The sequence below is a fragment of the Prosthecobacter vanneervenii genome (genome assembly GCF_014203095.1).
In the GTDB taxonomy this organism is placed as follows: Bacteria; Verrucomicrobiota; Verrucomicrobiia; order Verrucomicrobiales; family Verrucomicrobiaceae; genus Prosthecobacter; species Prosthecobacter vanneervenii.
This window is the reverse complement of sequence record NZ_JACHIG010000001.1, coordinates 613,919-628,337: the sequence shown is the minus strand read 5'-3', so window position 1 is coordinate 628,337 and position 14,419 is coordinate 613,919. Positions and strand designations below refer to the sequence as shown.

12 protein-coding genes are annotated in these 14,419 nt (G+C 58.2%); 4 read left to right on the top strand and 8 right to left on the bottom strand.

Features of this window, described 5'->3' with window-relative positions; all coding sequences use genetic code 11:
- Nucleotides 1–63 precede the first annotated feature (63 nt).
- From HNQ65_RS02300 to HNQ65_RS02270, 7 genes are all read right to left on the bottom strand, one after another.
- On the bottom strand, nt 64–1,590 hold the full coding sequence (locus tag HNQ65_RS02300; RefSeq protein WP_184337855.1) for an ATP-dependent nuclease: 1,527 nt from the start codon (nt 1,588–1,590) through the stop codon (nt 64–66).
- A gap of 72 nt (nt 1,591–1,662) precedes the next feature.
- The gene (locus tag HNQ65_RS02295) at nt 1,663–2,832 is read right to left on the bottom strand and encodes a class I SAM-dependent rRNA methyltransferase (protein WP_184337854.1); all 1,170 of its coding nucleotides are present in this window, start codon (nt 2,830–2,832) and stop codon (nt 1,663–1,665) included.
- A 190-nt stretch (nt 2,833–3,022) separates the two neighbouring features.
- Nucleotides 3,023–4,015 carry a zinc-binding alcohol dehydrogenase family protein gene (locus tag HNQ65_RS02290; RefSeq protein WP_184337853.1) on the bottom strand — a complete coding sequence of 331 codons (993 nt, stop codon included), beginning with the start codon at nt 4,013–4,015 and terminating at the stop codon, nt 3,023–3,025.
- Nucleotides 4,016–4,059: 44 nt separating this feature from the next.
- Nucleotides 4,060–4,431: a four helix bundle protein gene (locus HNQ65_RS02285; protein ID WP_184337852.1), complete on the bottom strand. Its 372-nt coding sequence runs from the start codon at nt 4,429–4,431 to the stop codon at nt 4,060–4,062.
- Nucleotides 4,432–4,550: 119 nt separating this feature from the next.
- Nucleotides 4,551–5,504, bottom strand: a complete 954-nt coding sequence (locus tag HNQ65_RS02280; RefSeq protein ID WP_246437511.1) for a L,D-transpeptidase family protein — start codon at nt 5,502–5,504, stop codon at nt 4,551–4,553.
- A gap of 13 nt (nt 5,505–5,517) precedes the next feature.
- Nucleotides 5,518–6,552 (bottom strand): polymer-forming cytoskeletal protein, encoded by a 1,035-nt coding sequence (locus HNQ65_RS26935; protein ID WP_184337851.1) that lies wholly within the window; start codon nt 6,550–6,552, stop codon nt 5,518–5,520.
- Nucleotides 6,553–6,727: 175 nt separating this feature from the next.
- Nucleotides 6,728–7,087, bottom strand: a complete 360-nt coding sequence (locus tag HNQ65_RS02270) for a bactofilin family protein (RefSeq protein ID WP_184337850.1) — start codon at nt 7,085–7,087, stop codon at nt 6,728–6,730.
- Nucleotides 7,088–7,370: 283 nt separating this feature from the next.
- Here HNQ65_RS02270 and HNQ65_RS02265 point away from each other — a divergent pair, with 283 nt between their 5' ends.
- The 4 genes from HNQ65_RS02265 (at nt 7,371) to fusA (ending at nt 12,799) form a co-directional block, all read left to right on the top strand.
- On the top strand, nt 7,371–8,534 hold the full coding sequence (locus tag HNQ65_RS02265; protein ID WP_184337849.1) for a beta-ketoacyl synthase N-terminal-like domain-containing protein: 1,164 nt from the start codon (nt 7,371–7,373) through the stop codon (nt 8,532–8,534).
- Between the two features lie 53 nt (nt 8,535–8,587).
- Nucleotides 8,588–9,373, top strand: coding sequence for a glycosyltransferase family 2 protein (locus HNQ65_RS02260; RefSeq protein ID WP_184337848.1), 786 nt, complete (start codon nt 8,588–8,590; stop codon nt 9,371–9,373).
- Nucleotide 9,374: 1 nt separating this feature from the next.
- Nucleotides 9,375–10,478 (top strand): glycosyltransferase family 4 protein, encoded by a 1,104-nt coding sequence (locus tag HNQ65_RS02255; RefSeq protein WP_184337847.1) that lies wholly within the window; start codon nt 9,375–9,377, stop codon nt 10,476–10,478.
- Between the two features lie 251 nt (nt 10,479–10,729).
- A complete protein-coding gene (gene fusA, locus HNQ65_RS02250; RefSeq protein ID WP_184337846.1) occupies nt 10,730–12,799 on the top strand; it encodes an elongation factor G in 2,070 nt (689 codons plus the stop codon).
- A 130-nt stretch (nt 12,800–12,929) separates the two neighbouring features.
- On the opposite strand, the gene gnd is transcribed toward fusA, so the two are convergent.
- Nucleotides 12,930–14,372, bottom strand: coding sequence for a decarboxylating NADP(+)-dependent phosphogluconate dehydrogenase (gene gnd, locus HNQ65_RS02245; RefSeq protein ID WP_184337845.1), 1,443 nt, complete (start codon nt 14,370–14,372; stop codon nt 12,930–12,932).
- Between the last annotated feature and the right edge of the window lie 47 nt (nt 14,373–14,419).

Sequence of the window (14,419 nt, the reverse complement as noted above, 5' to 3'; positions counted from 1 at the left end):
TCAAAGATTGGTTTTTCAACCCTAAGGTGAAAGGGGGGGGCTGTAAATCCTTATCAATTGAGGCTAATCAGTTCTGGTAACGGCTCCAGCTAACGTGTCCAAAATGAAGTTCTTTAAGCCGGTTCCATCGAAGTCCTCGGCTTTCATCCTCTGGAATAGCAACCAATTTTTGGTTTTGGCCCATTTGCTACCATTGGTGCCAAATACCTCAAAAGGACCGAGCGCTTTGTGGCCTGGAATTAGCTCATCAAGTGCAGCTTGAGTGATATAATTTTCAGTTGAATGCCGATCCGTCGGAAATACTTGAAATCCCAGCGAGTGACAGAGATTCAGAAATGGTTTCAGATGAGGAGCGACATCCATTTCGTACGAGGTGCGTTCACTGTCAAAAATCACCGATATCGATCGAGCATTAAGACGTTTTAGCTCGTTCAATTCATCACTGATCATGGCGGGATCTGCGCGTAGCCAATCAGAGCCATTAAGAGACCAGATTAAAAAGTGTTTCTCCAAGTTAAATTTTCTCAAAATTTCCCTAAATGATTTGATGTCTGTTCGCCCTTCAACAAGCAATAAATGATTACCACCAATTTCAGCATACTGGCTGTAACCAAGCTCGGAAATAGATTGAACCATCGTTTCCGTTCGATGTTCGCCATATGGTAAGCAGCGTCGCCTTCCATCTGATTCTCGAGTGATGGTTACAATCTGATCGGCCACGCTTCGTGCAAGACCCACAGAGTGTGAGGTGGCGAGCAACCCATATTTCGCTTTAGAGGCAAGTGTCCGAACGAATATCTCTTGCATTCGTGGGTGTAAGCCGATCTCAGGTTCATCTATGAAAATGAAGGCAGGTCGGCGTGTCATGGCATTACCCAAAACGATTACGTAATGAGCAATGCCGTCCCCTAGTTCATTGAGAGCGAACCTGCCATCGTCGGTGTGTAAATGAAGCTGGGCACTATCCTGAGATACTGAAATAGAAAATCGATTGAACCCAAATAATTCTTTGAGTTCTTGAACTAATGCTTCCACTTGATTGCTGTGATCAATTCTGATGCCGTTCGCCCACAAGTCCCACTCTGCCACAAATCTCTTGCCGATTTGAATATCATACAATTTATCAGACACTTCGACGGCGGGACTTCGAAAAGAGCCAACGTACATCGAGGAATGAAATAAGTCATGAACTATAGAAATTAATTGGTCGGAAGGATTTCCTATGGTATTAACTGTTACTGCTAACTGTGAATTGTGTGGTTGGGCATTTACTGGTCGCAACTTCAAAATCCATCCGGAAGTTTCATCTTCGATTTTTATGGTTATAGCATGGTTTGGGGTTGATCTGTTGCATAGCCTATCAAATGAAGTCTGCATTGAGACATTCAAAGACCGGGTGCCTCCACGCGAATGTCTTAATTCTTGTACTAGTATTAAGGGGCGCAGTTCAAAAAAGGCTTTTAAGAGTGCACTTTTTCCAACATTGTTAACTCCAAGAAGAAAGGTTATGCCTTCATGCACTTCGAAAGTAACAGGCGCACAATTAGGAAATGCTCTGTAATTTTGAAGAGTAATTTTTACAAAGCCCATAATTTAATCTTCGCGGTTTTACTTTTAGCGCCTTTTGTGTGTTTATAAAAAACTGTTGTCTGCTGGGTTCCCTCACCACGCCGCCACCACCTCATACGCATACCCTCGCAAATACTCCGTCTCCGGAATCGTCGCCAGGATCGGATGATCCGGCCTTTGCGTATACGTCGTCACTCGCCTCAGCGTCTTCTTCGCATCCACCGCCGCATCCGTGATGCTGCTGTGAAACTCGCTCGCGCTCACATGATGCGAGCACGTAAACGTCGCAAAGATCCCGCCCGGCTCCAGCATCTTCATCGCCCGCAGGTGGATCTCCTTGTACCCACGCAGCGCATCGCGCACCGAACTCTTCGTCTTGGTGAACGACGGTGGGTCCAGGATGATCAGATCATACTTCGCCCCCGCCGCCTCGCTACGCTTCAGGAAATCAAAGCAATTCTCCGCGATGCACTCGATCTTCGCGCCCGCGATCACCGCATTCTTCTTCGCCACCTCCGTCGCCGGTTCGCTGATGTCCACCGCCGTCACCTCGCTCGCACCCGCCAGCGCGCAGGCCTGCGCAAAGCCGCCCTGATTCGAAAAACAGTCCAGCACCCGCCGACCCTTCGCCAGCCGCGACACCTGCTGATAGTTGTCCAGCTGGTCCAGATATAGCCCCGTCTTCTGCCCCTCGATGAGGTCCGCATGAAACGCGCTGCCCTGATACCGCACTACAAACGGTTCCGGCGTCTCCCCGCTGATCACGCCTTTGACCAGCTCCATTCCCTCCGCCTTGCGCACCGCCACCTCATTGCGCTCCACGATCCCGCGCGGCTTCAGCACGTCATTCAGCGCCTGCACGATCAGCTCCTTCCGTTGATCCATCGCCAGCGTCAGCGTCTGCAGCACCAGAAAGTCCCCGTAGCGATCCACGATCACCCCCGGCAGCCCGTCCGACTCGCTCCACACCAGGCGGCACAGCTTCAGGTCCACCCCCGACTCCTCACGCACCTTCACCGCCCGCTGAATCCGCCGCGTAAAAAAGTCCAGGTCCAAATCCTGCCGCCGATACGAAAACAGCCGCGCCGAGATCTGCGACTGCGGATTATAGATCGCGCTCCCCAGCGGCTTCCCCCTCACATCCTGCAGATGCACCACATCCCCCGGCTTCGGATCCCCAAAGCGTTTCTGGATTTCAGTGGCATAGACCCAAAGGTGACCATGAAAAAGACGCGCACGAGGCTGGACAGTAAGAGCAGGCATGGTTGGAGGGAAGGGGAAGGGTTGTTAAACAGGAATGAGCCGAAGTTAAAGCTCTTCGTGCAAATGACGAATGAGTAAATCCGAATGTCGAAATAATGACCAGCTTCAAAGGACAAAGGTCGCTCTGTCGAATGCCTTGTTTCGTCATTTGGCATTCGGCCTTATTTAGTCATTCGGGCTTACTCATTCGTCATTGTTCGAGGCTTACGACGGCCTTAATCACCCTCGCCTCCGGCTTCAGCCACTCCTCCATCTTACCCGGCAGCTCCCCAAACACGCACCGGTGGCTCATCCACGGCCTCGTATCAATCTGCCCGCTTTGAATCATCCCCAGGATTCTCGGAAAATCGGAGGCCACCGCATTCCGGCTCGCCAGCAGCGTCAGCTCTCTCCGGTGAAACAGCGGATCATCAATCCCCACCGGCTCCTTCGTGATCCCCACATACACGATCCTCCCGGTAAATCGCGCATACCTCAGCGCCCCCGCCATCGACCCCGCATGCCCCGTCGCATCAAACACCACCTGAAACGCCCCTTCATCAGCCAGCGACTCCGTCACCCGCACGCCCGCATAGTGTTTCGCCACAAACTCACGCCGCGCCGCATTTAGCTCCAAAACGGTAATCACCGCACCCGCCGCCCGCGCAAACTCCAGCACCGTCAGCCCGATGGGTCCCGCGCCAATAATCAAGACCTCATCACCCGCCGCCACCTGCGCCCGGTTCACCGCATGGCAGCCGATCGCCAGCGTCTCCACCAGCGCCAGTTGTTCAAAGCCCAGCGCGTTGCACACATGCAGCTTGTGTGCCGGCAGCACCATCCGCTCCCGCATCCCGCCATCGCAATGCACCCCCAGCACCTGCAGCGTCTCACAGCAGTTCGTGCAGCCGCGTTTGCAGGCATGGCACGTCCCGCAGTTCAGATAGGGCTCCACCGAGCATCGGTCACCCGCTTTCAAGTGCGTCACCCCATCGCCCACCGCCAGCACCTCCACCCCCAGCTCATGCCCCAGGATGCGTGGAAACTCAATGAACGGCATCTTCCCCAGATACCCGCTGAAATCCGTCCCACAGATCCCAATCGCCCGAATCCCCACCAGCACCTCCCCCGGCCCCGGCTCCACCGCCTCCGGCAGCGTCGTCCATTCAAAAGTCCTGGCAGCGGTCAGTGTGAGGGCACGCATGAAAGTAGGAAAAGGTGGTGGTGGGGTGATTGGTAATTTACGACTTATGATTTACGATTTTGTCTGGCTCGACGTTTCGTGGTGCTGCGAGTGGCATTGAAAATTTTAGTGAGTTCTTCGGATTCTTGCAGGAGGCCTTTGAGGCGTTTAGGTGGAAGAAGTTCAGCGCGTTCGGCCAGTTCGATCCAAAATCCAGATTCATCCGCCTCCTCCAAGACGATAGTGATCTTGTTGATGAAATCGGCATCAGACTTTGCCCGCAACGCCGCCCTGTAGTTTGCCGCCACCGAGGTGCCACTTCTCGCGATTTGTCCGCCTACCGTTCTCCCGGTAGTCGTCTTCGGAAGCGCATCCACCATCTTCAGTACCCGAACAGCAAAGTCCATCGTCCTTTCCTTAAGCTCATGGGAAGTCATAAGGTTCCCATCTCAAATCATAAATCCTCAATCGTAAACCCTAAAATCCTCCCTTCTCCAAGACTCAACCATCAAAGCCTCTCGGACACTTCCGGAAATCATAAATCATAAATCGTAAATCATAAATCCTTCACCCCATACTTCCCACCCTCAACGATGACCTGCGGCACGCGGTGTTCCTTCTCAAACACCTCATACACTGGCACAAGCTCTCTCCAAAACTCCACATGCTCCGCTTCCGCCTGCGCCATCCGCTCCTTCGTCATCCGAAACGGAAACACATGCACCGGCACACTCTCGCCACTCTGCACCGCCGCCTCCACCACTAGATAAATCTCCTCGATAACCCGGTCCGTCATCGCAAAGCACCCGATGCTGCACACGTCCCCATGCACCATGATCAGGCTCCCTGTCCGCCCATGCGCCAGATCATACGCGTTCGGATACCCCACATTAAACGCCAGGTGATACCGGCTCGCCGGATTCAGCTGCTTCTGCGCCACGCTGTAAAAACCCTCCGGCGCCTGCATGTCTCCCTCCCGTGTCTTCGGCCCCAGCGTGCCTGAAAAACACGCAATCGGGTACGTCCGAAACAGCCGCCACTCCGCCTTGTCCCCCTGCATCCATAGCTCCAATTCCCGGCTCTCTTTAAAGATGCGCACAAACACCGGCTGCCCCAGACGACACTCCTTGGCGGCCAGCTCTTCATTCAGCCGTGGCAGCAGTCGCTTTCTCACATCACTCAGCCGCTCCGCCGTAGGCATGCTCTGCCACTTTTCGGCGGCGGGTGGCTCAGGGTAGGGCAGGGGCATGGCTTGGTGAGTGATGATCTGCATGGCGGGTCGGATCCAGGCTTCGGCTTTCTTCACCAGAGAATCTCCTCTCGGGCTGGCTGCATCAGCTTTTTGAGCTGGCGGCTTCGACATCAGGCTCGAAGCCTTCGAGGAAGACGCAGCCGCCGTCGTGGTCGGACTCAGCTCGTTAAACGCCATCTTCAACCCATGAGCGCACAGCACAATCATCGCCGTCGCGAAAGCCGCAGCCACGAAATTCATGACGCGCGCCTTTTTCATGCTGCGTCCTCTCTTAGCTTACCGGGGCAGGAGTGATCGTAGGCGGCAGTTGTTTGGCACGCACGATGTTCATCGCACCGTTCAGCTCACCACCAGGCTCGATGGAAACAGAGCGCGCCGTCACATCACCATTCACCGAGCCATTGCTCGTGATCAGCACTGGTCCGGTGCTGTAAATCGTGCCTGTCACACGTGCCTGGATCTCCACCTCCGTGGCGTGCACGGGGTTCAGGAAGGCCACATCTGCTCCTTTCTCCACCACAAAGCGGCAGCAGCGGATCTCTCCGATGATGCTGCCCGTGCTGCGGAAAGACGCGTCTCCCGTGCAGGTCACATTCGCCTCAATGATGCCGTGGCATTCCAGGTCACGGCACTGAACGCTGCTGGCGGAAAGCCGGCCACGTTTGCGGATCAGCACATTGCCACGCGTCTTCACCGGCTGGGTGGAGGTCATGTTGATCTCCACGTCTTCCAGCGAGATGTAAGAGCCGCAGGCAGGACAGTTGGCAGACTTGGCCGAGCGCCCGGTCTTAAATTTGTGTCCGCAGTCAAAGCACTCGGCATCCTTGAAATACTGGTTTCGGTACATGCCCTGCTCCTTCATCTTCTGCAGAGAGGAGGCCGTTTGCGGAGCCGGAGACGGCGTGGGGGGCGGGGAATTGGACTGCGGTCTGCGCATGCTGCCTGTGGCAGGCTCGCTGCTCACCGCTTCCTCAGGAGCAGGAGCGGCGGGTGCGGCTTCTACCACCGAGGCAGTTGTCGGAACTGGTTCGACCGTAGCGGGGGCGGGTGCCGCATCTTCAGGTGGCGGCGGCAGATTCTTGCTCTGCAGGAATGCACCAAAGCCATCGGTAGCAGACGGGGCAGGCTCAGGGGCACGAGTAGGGGCGGCTGTGGCCTGCGGGCTGGGTGCCGCCACCTCAGGTTTGGGCGGTTCGGCAGCCTTGGTTGCTGGCGCAGAGGCCGGAGCATCCGTCTCGGCCCAGGCTCCACTCATCCCCATTCCAGAACGCGTGACGTCGCTGGCCACCACCCGGCGCTTCTCCACAGTTAGATGAACTCCACACTTTTTACAAAAGGTAGAAACAACGAGGCGCGGCTCATACTGAGCCGCGCCACAAGAGGGGCACACCACTTCGATTTGATTCTTGGGTGGTGTGGGTAGGATGCTGCTGGTCTTCTTGCCGAAGAGCCGTCCGAACACTCAGGTAGGACAGTTAAGGTTACAGTTTGGGAGCACCAAGGGCAGGCTTGGAGTCTGCCTTCTTGCCGACCTGGGACTGGCCCATGAAGGTTGCTCCTTCTTCGATGGCAAGTGTGCCGGCGGCGATGTCACCCACGAGGATTGCGTTGCTCTTGAGCTCGCAGCGCTCAGCGACGGTGATGTTGCCTTCGACTTTGCCGAAAATGATGACAGAGCGGGTCTTCACCTCGCCCTTGATCAGCGCGTTTTCACCCACGGTCAGACTGCCGTCGGAGATGACTTCGCCCTCGATTTTGCCGTCGATGATAAGGTCGTGGGAGAACTTGATGGAACCTTTGATTTCGACGTCGTTGGCGAGTACGTTTTTGCTGGTGGTCATGACGGGAGCTGAGTGTGAGCGTTGGGGTTGTGCAGCAGGAGCAGGTGCGGCGGAGAGAATGGGAGCGCGCTCGACTGCGGGAGCCGGTGCGGGAATCTCGGAGCGTCTGTCGTCCTTGTGCCCTTCGGATTGTCCAATGATTTGCCTTAACATGAGGATTAAAATATAGCTGGCTATTAACTTGAGTGTCAATCTTTGGCTTGCTTATTTTTTGTGAGCGCGATGTAACACGGTTGAGGAGCGAGGTTGCACGGGGGCGGTTTTAGCGCTGTATCTGTTCATAATGGAATCTGTGTTCATCACAGCCGTGGAGACGGCTTGTGCGCTAGGCATGTGTGTGGAGGAGTGCGTCACTGCGCTGCATCAGCAGCGCAGCGGACTGGTCATGAATGCTGATGTTTTGGGTGGGGAATTTGCATCTTTGTCTATAGGGTCTTTCCCTGACCGATCCCTGGTGAAAGGCCGTCGTTATGGCGCGGCTGGCAATGCAGCTCATAAAGTCGCGGCGCTGGCCGTGCAGCGTGCGGGTTGGTCCGCAGCCCAGACCCGCGAGTCGTGGATCTTTGGTGCCAGCAGCCGTGGCAATGTCGGGGAGTCTCTGGGGGTGAACTCATGGCGCAGACCTCTCCGCAAATTCAGTGCCAGCAATACCATGCATAGTGAAATACCCGCCGCCGTGAGCATCGAGCTCGGCGTGCGCGGCCCCTGGCAGATGATCTCCAATGGCTGCTCCTCCGGCCTCGATGCCCTCGGCCTTGCCTGGATGGCCGTCCTCTCTGGCGCAGCTCCACGCGCCATCGTGGTGGCCGTGGACCTCCCTCTCATCCCCGCACTCCTGCGCGATTTCCAAGACACCGGCCTCCTATCCACCAATGGCATCAACAACCCCTTTGCCACCGAGGGCCCTCACACGACCAGCGGTTTCCTCCCCGGAGAGGCCGCCGTCGCTGTGACCCTCGAGCGCGGAAACAGCGGCAGGCCCAAGCTCTGCAAGCTGGAGCACTACAGTGCCAATAGCGATGCCTACGACACCCTCATGATCCCCGCAGACGGCGGCGGCATCTCCGAATGCGTGAATGCGGTACTCCATGCGGGTGATCCCGCCCGCGTCGTCGCACTTTGCCCTCATGCAACTGGCACTCTCAACCATGCCCGCGTGGAGCCCCCCGCGCTGCTTCGCGCTCTGGAGGGCCGTGCCGTCCCGCTCCTTCCACTGAAACCCCAGACCGGCCACACCCTCGGTGCCAGCGGCCTGCTGGATGTGGCGCTTCTCGCCGCCAGCATGGGCCAGCGCCACCTGCCCGCCACGCTCCCCGGCCTCACTCCTCCCACCTGCGGCCTGCCTCTCAATGAGTCACCTCTGCCCCTGCACTCGGGCGATCGCCTCCTCAAGCTGGCCTCCGGTATGGGTGGGCACAATGCAGCGGTCTCTCTCGCAGTCGTTTGATTCGCGCTTGGCACCAGCGCTCAGATTCGCCAGAATCGCCCCACCTATTCCGCATGTCCCGACTGCCTCTCTCGATCTCCATCATCTCCCTCAATGAAGAGGCCAACCTGCGCCGCTGCCTCGCCAGCATCCAGGATCTCGCGGAGGAGATCGTGATCGTGGACTCCGGCTCCACGGACCGCACCGCCGAGATCGCCGCGGAGTTCGGCGCTCGTTTCGTCCATCAGGACTGGCTCGGCTACACCGCCCAGAAAAACCTTTGCCTCAGCCTTTGCACCCAGCCCTGGATCCTCGGATTGGACTGCGACGAGGAACTCACCCCGGAATTGCGGAATTCGATACAAAACTTCTTCATTTCCGGCGATGAAAACCGCTTTGATGGCGCATGGATGTCCCGCCTCGTTTGGTTCATGGGCCGCTGGATTCACCACGGCGACTGGTATCCGGATCGCAAAATCCGCCTCTTTCGCCGCACCAAAAGCCGTTGGGCCGCAGATGGCGGCGGCCAGGTGCACGAGCGGCTGGATGTGGACGGACCTTGCACCACGCTGAAAGGGGACCTGCTCCACTACTCCTTCAAAAACATCCAGCACTACCTGGTGAAGCACGTTCAATATTCCAACGTGTTCCTTCAAACGCAGCAAAGTAAGGGAAAACGCTGGTCCTTGCTGCATACGCTCTTCCGTCCTTGGTGGCGTTTCACCCGCGCCTACCTCCTCAAGCGCGGCTTCCTCGATGGCTTCCCCGGCCTCTGGATCGCCGCCGCCACCGCCTTCTTCACCTTTGACCGCTACAGCCGCATGTACGAGAGCGAAGCAGAGCGCAGGACGCAGCAATAAGATGAAAATCGCCCTCATCCATCCGCAGATCATCCGTGGCTCCGGTGTGGAGAATTACCTCATCGACTTCGCCCGCCGCATGCACGCAGCAGGGCATCAGCTGACCTATGTCACATCTTTGACCACGCCTGAGATCGGCGCGTCACTTCCTGGAAATTGGGAGCTTCAGCCGCGTTTACGTGGTTCGGCTGTGCTCCGCATGTGGCATTTCAACCGCATTGCTCCTCGCGCGGCACGATCAGCCGGTGTGGACATCAGCATCGGTTTTGGGCGCACCTGCGCGCAGGACATCCACCGCAATGGCACCGGCTGCCATCGCATCTACGGAAACCTGCTCCCCCTTTGGCAGCGCTACAGCCTGCGTCATCTGTATGAACTGCATTTGGAGCGCAAACTCTACACTGGGAATGAAACGCGCCGCTACGTCACCAGCTCCGCCCGCGTTGCCGCTCAGCTTCAAGGCGTGTACGGTACCGATGGCGAGCGCTTTCACATGCTCTCCCCGCCCGTGGAGACGCAGCTCTTCAAGCCCGCCGAAAACCGTGCTGTCGTACGTGAGCTTAACTGCAGGAAGCTGCAGACAGATGCATCCAAGCCCGTGCTGCTTTTTGTCTCTCTAAGCCACCGCCGTCGCGGACTGGAGCCTTTGATCGAGGCCATGTCTCAGATCGACGCCACACTCTGGATCGTGGGCAAGAAGCCCGGCCCAGCCATCCAGGAAAAGATCCAGCGCCTCGGCATCGCTTCACGTGTGCGTTCTGTGCCGGTGACGAGCAATCTCGTGGAACTCTACCAATCTGCCGACTGGTATGTGCATCCCACGCAATACGATGCCTTTTCAAACACCGTGCTGCAAAGCATGGCATGCGGTCTGCCTGGAATCATCTCAGTGATGGACGGGGCCGTGGATCACGTGCGCAATGAGGAAAACGGCCTCATGCTCTACCATCCGCAGCAGCCGCGCGAACTCGCCGCCCGCATCAAGGAAGCACTGGCCTTCGATGGCACCCAGTGGCAATCCCTTTCCACCGCTGCCTGCGAAACCGTCCGCTCCCTTACCTGGGAGCGCCACCTGCAGGAATGGGCCGAGGTGCTGCAAGCATGATTCTTCCGTGTCCTGCGCTCACATTGACAAAATCGCATTCAGGTGCATGATAACGGCACGCTTATGACACCGCGTGTTCTCAAAATAGTTTCTTCAGCCCGGCTGCGGCCAGGGCTCGGGATGACTATGTCATAGAGGACAAAAGTCAGATATCGCTGCTATCCCCGGGAGCCCTGAATGCCGCCAGTCGCATCAGGGCCTTTTCATATCCGCCCGGGGAGCAGCCGTTCCGCTTTGAACATCTGACTCTTATGAAACTCAACACGACTGACACCGGCCGCATCCGCAACATTGGCATCGCGGCCCACATTGATGCTGGCAAAACCACGCTCACCGAGCGCATCCTCTTTTACGCAGGAGCCATCCATGCATGCGGAGACGTGCATGAGGGAAACACCGCCACCGACTTCTCCGACATTGAGCGCGAGAAGGGCATCACCATCTCCTCTGCTGCAGCTCCATGCGAGTGGACGCAGCAACCAGTATCAGGACTCACGCGCCTGCATTCAGGCCAGCCGCACCGGCTCAATATCATCGACACCCCCGGCCATGTGGACTTCACCGCCGAGGTGGAGCGCTCCCTGCGCGTGCTCGACGGCGCTGTCGCCGTCTTCTGCGGAGTCGGTGGCGTGCAGCCACAAAGTGAAACCGTCTGGCGACAGACGGACCGCTATCGCGTACCCCGTGTGGCGTTCATCAACAAGATGGACCGTCAGGGGGCGGACTTTGCCCGCGTCGTGGGCGAACTGCGTAGCAAGCTGGGCGCTAATGCCTGGCCAGTGCTGCTGCCATGGGGCGCAGAATCTGGACTCTGTGGGCAGATCGACATCATCGATGAACGTGCACTGCGTCCCAATGCAGAATCGCCCACCGGATTCATTGTGGAGGACATTCCTGCCGAATGGTGCTCTGCATTGGAAACGGCCCGGCGTGAGCTGATTGAAGCGCTCGCCAGTCTGGATGATGAGATTGCTGCCTTGTGGATCGAAGGCCAGCCTGTGCCTGCGCAGGTGCTGCGCGCAGCGGTGCGTCGTCAGACCATCGCATGTCGCTTTGTGCCTGTAATCGGCGGCAGTGCCTACAAACACATCGGCGTCTCCGCGCTGGTGGATGCCATCGTGGACTTCCTGCCTGCACCCTCAGAAGTGCAGCGTGCGGAAGTGGCAGAAATGCCGCTGGCTGCGCTGGCCTTCAAGGTCGTGCGTCATCCGCAGGCGGGCAGGCTCGTCTATGTGCGTGTTTATGCAGGAACGCTCCAAAAGGGCGTACCACTCCTCAATCCGCGCCTCGGCAAAACCGAGCGCTGCGGCAGGCTCCTGCGTGTCTTTGCCGACCGCCGTGATGAACTCGAAAGCGTTCAGGCTGGCGACATCTGCGTCGTCACTGGTCTGCGGGATTTCAGCACAGGAGACACCCTGTGCCTGGAGGGGCATGCTCTCATGCTGGAGCCCCCGGTGTTCCCAGAACCCGTCGTCAGCATGGCCATCGAGCCTGCGAAGTCCTCCGATCAGTCCCGTCTGTCCACCGCGCTTGCGCGTCTGGCCGATGAGGACCCCACCTTCCGCGTGCGCACTCATGAGGAGACAGGCCAGTGCCTCATCTCCGGCATGGGCGAACTCCACCTTGAAGTGATCCGCGAAAAACTCCTGCGCGAGCATGGCGTCGAAACCATCGCTGGCGCACCGGAGATCGCATGCCGTGAAACCATCACGCAAGAGGCTGAGGCCGATCATTTGCTCAAAAAGCAAAACGGCGGCTCAGGCATGTATGCGCGGGTGAAGCTCTCCGTGCAGCCGCTTGAGCGTGGCGCAGGCATCGTCATCGAAGACGCCATCATCGGCGGCAGCATCCCCTCCCAGTTCCTGGGAGCGGTGCGTCGTGGCATCACCGAGGCGGCTCTGGCCGGACCTCTGGCTGGCAGCCCCCTGGTGGACATGCGCGTTCGCATCATTGACGGAGCTCTCCACGCGAAAGACTCCAACGATCAGGCCTTCCGCATGGCCGCTGCTGTGGCGCTGCATGAAGCCGTGCGTCACGCGGCTCCCGTTTTGCTGGAGCCCGTGATGCTGGTGGAGTGCACCGTTTCAGGAGAGCACCAGGGAGACATCCTGGGCGATCTGAACCGCCGCCGCGCTCGTGTCATGAACATCGACCACCGAGGCCACGAGGCAGGTATTCTCGCCGAAGTGCCATTGTTAGAGATGTTCGGCTACGCTGGCGCCATCCGCAGCCTCTCACGCGGCCGTGCCAGCTACACTATGGTTCCCACCTCATATGAAGTGGTGCCGGAGTCGGTGCTGAAGCGACTTGTTGAAGGATAACCAAGTGCAACAGCGCGGAGCCTGTCTCGAAAGAGACAGGCTCCGTTTTTCAGTGCACAAAAAAGACGGCCGGGTTGCCCCAACCGCCTTCAAAGTTGCCCAGTTGCGCCGCAACTGGGGTTTCACCAAATCACCCGATCACCTCAGGCCACTCCGTATGGAACATCTGGCCTTCAGGCTTGTCCGTGCGCTCATAGGTATGGGCGCCGAAGAAGTCGCGCTGGGCCTGCAGCAGGTTGGCGGGCAGGCGGGCGGCGCGGTAGCTGTCGTAGTAGCCGAGGGAGGCGGAGAAGGCGGGGACGGGGATGCCGTTCAGTGTGGCCAGGGCCACCACTTCGCGCCAGTTCTGCTGGGTCTTGCTCAGCACGTCCTTGAAGAACGGGTCGAGCATCAGGTTGGCCAGATTGGAATTGGTGCGGTAGGCGTCCGTGATGCGGTTGAGGAACTTCGCACGGATGATGCAGCCGCCGCGCCAGATGGCGGCAATGCGGCCGAGGTCGAGGCCCCAGTTCTTCTTCTCTCCCATGGTCTTGATCAGGTCCAGACCCTGCGCGTAGGAGATGATCTTGGAGGCATAGAGTGCGTCGTGCACCTTCTTCACGAGTTCCTTCTTGTCTGTGGTGATGTTCACAGCCGGGCCAGTGAGCTGGGTGCTGGCGGCGACGCGCTGCTTCTTCTGGCTGGAAAGAATGCGCGCCTCCACGGCGGCGTTGATGGTGCTGATGACGACGGCGTTTTCAGCGGCGTTGAGCAGCGTCCACTGGCCGGTGCCTTTCTGGCCGGCCTTGTCCACGATGAGTTCCACGATGGGCTTGCCGGTCTCGGGGTCCTTCTGCTCCAGGGCTTTGCCGGAGATCTGGATGAGGTAGCTCAGCAGGTCGCCTTCGTTCCACTCGTTAAAGATGGCGGCCATCTCGTCGGTGGTGAATCCGGCGTTCTTGAAGATGTTGTAGGCTTCGCAGATGAGCTGCATGTCGCCGTACTCGATGCCGTTGTGGATCATCTTCACATAGTGGCCGGCGCCGCCGGGGCCGATGTGGATGACGCAGGGCTCTCCATCCACCTTGGCGGCGATGGATTCAAAGATGGGCTTCATCACCTCCCAGGTGCTGGCAGGACCGCCGGGCATGATGGAGGGGCCTTTGCGGGCACCTTCTTCACCACCGGAGACGCCGGCACCGATGAAGCGCAGGCCTTTTTCCGTGAGGTAGGCGTCGCGGCGCTCGGTGGTCTGGTAGAAGCTGTTGCCGCCGTCGATGACGATGTCGTTCTTGTCCAGCAGGGGGATCAGTTGCTCGATCACGGCGTCCACGGCATCGCGGTCGGTGTCCTTCACGGCGGTGGATTTCACCATGATGTGAATCTTGCGCGGGGTGGCCAAGCTCTGGACGAACTCCTCCAGGGTATGGCAGCCCACGAGAGCCTTGCCGGGGTGCTTGGCCACAAATTCATCCACCACGCTCGTGGTACGGTTGAAAACGCTCACCTGGAAGCCGCGGCTCTCCACGTTGAGAACAAGGTTCTGGCCCATCACTGCGAGGCCGATCAGTCCGAAATCACTTTTTTTGCTCATATTTAGGGGCCGCAGACATAGCCGCCCCCTCCGTCTTGGCAAAGGAG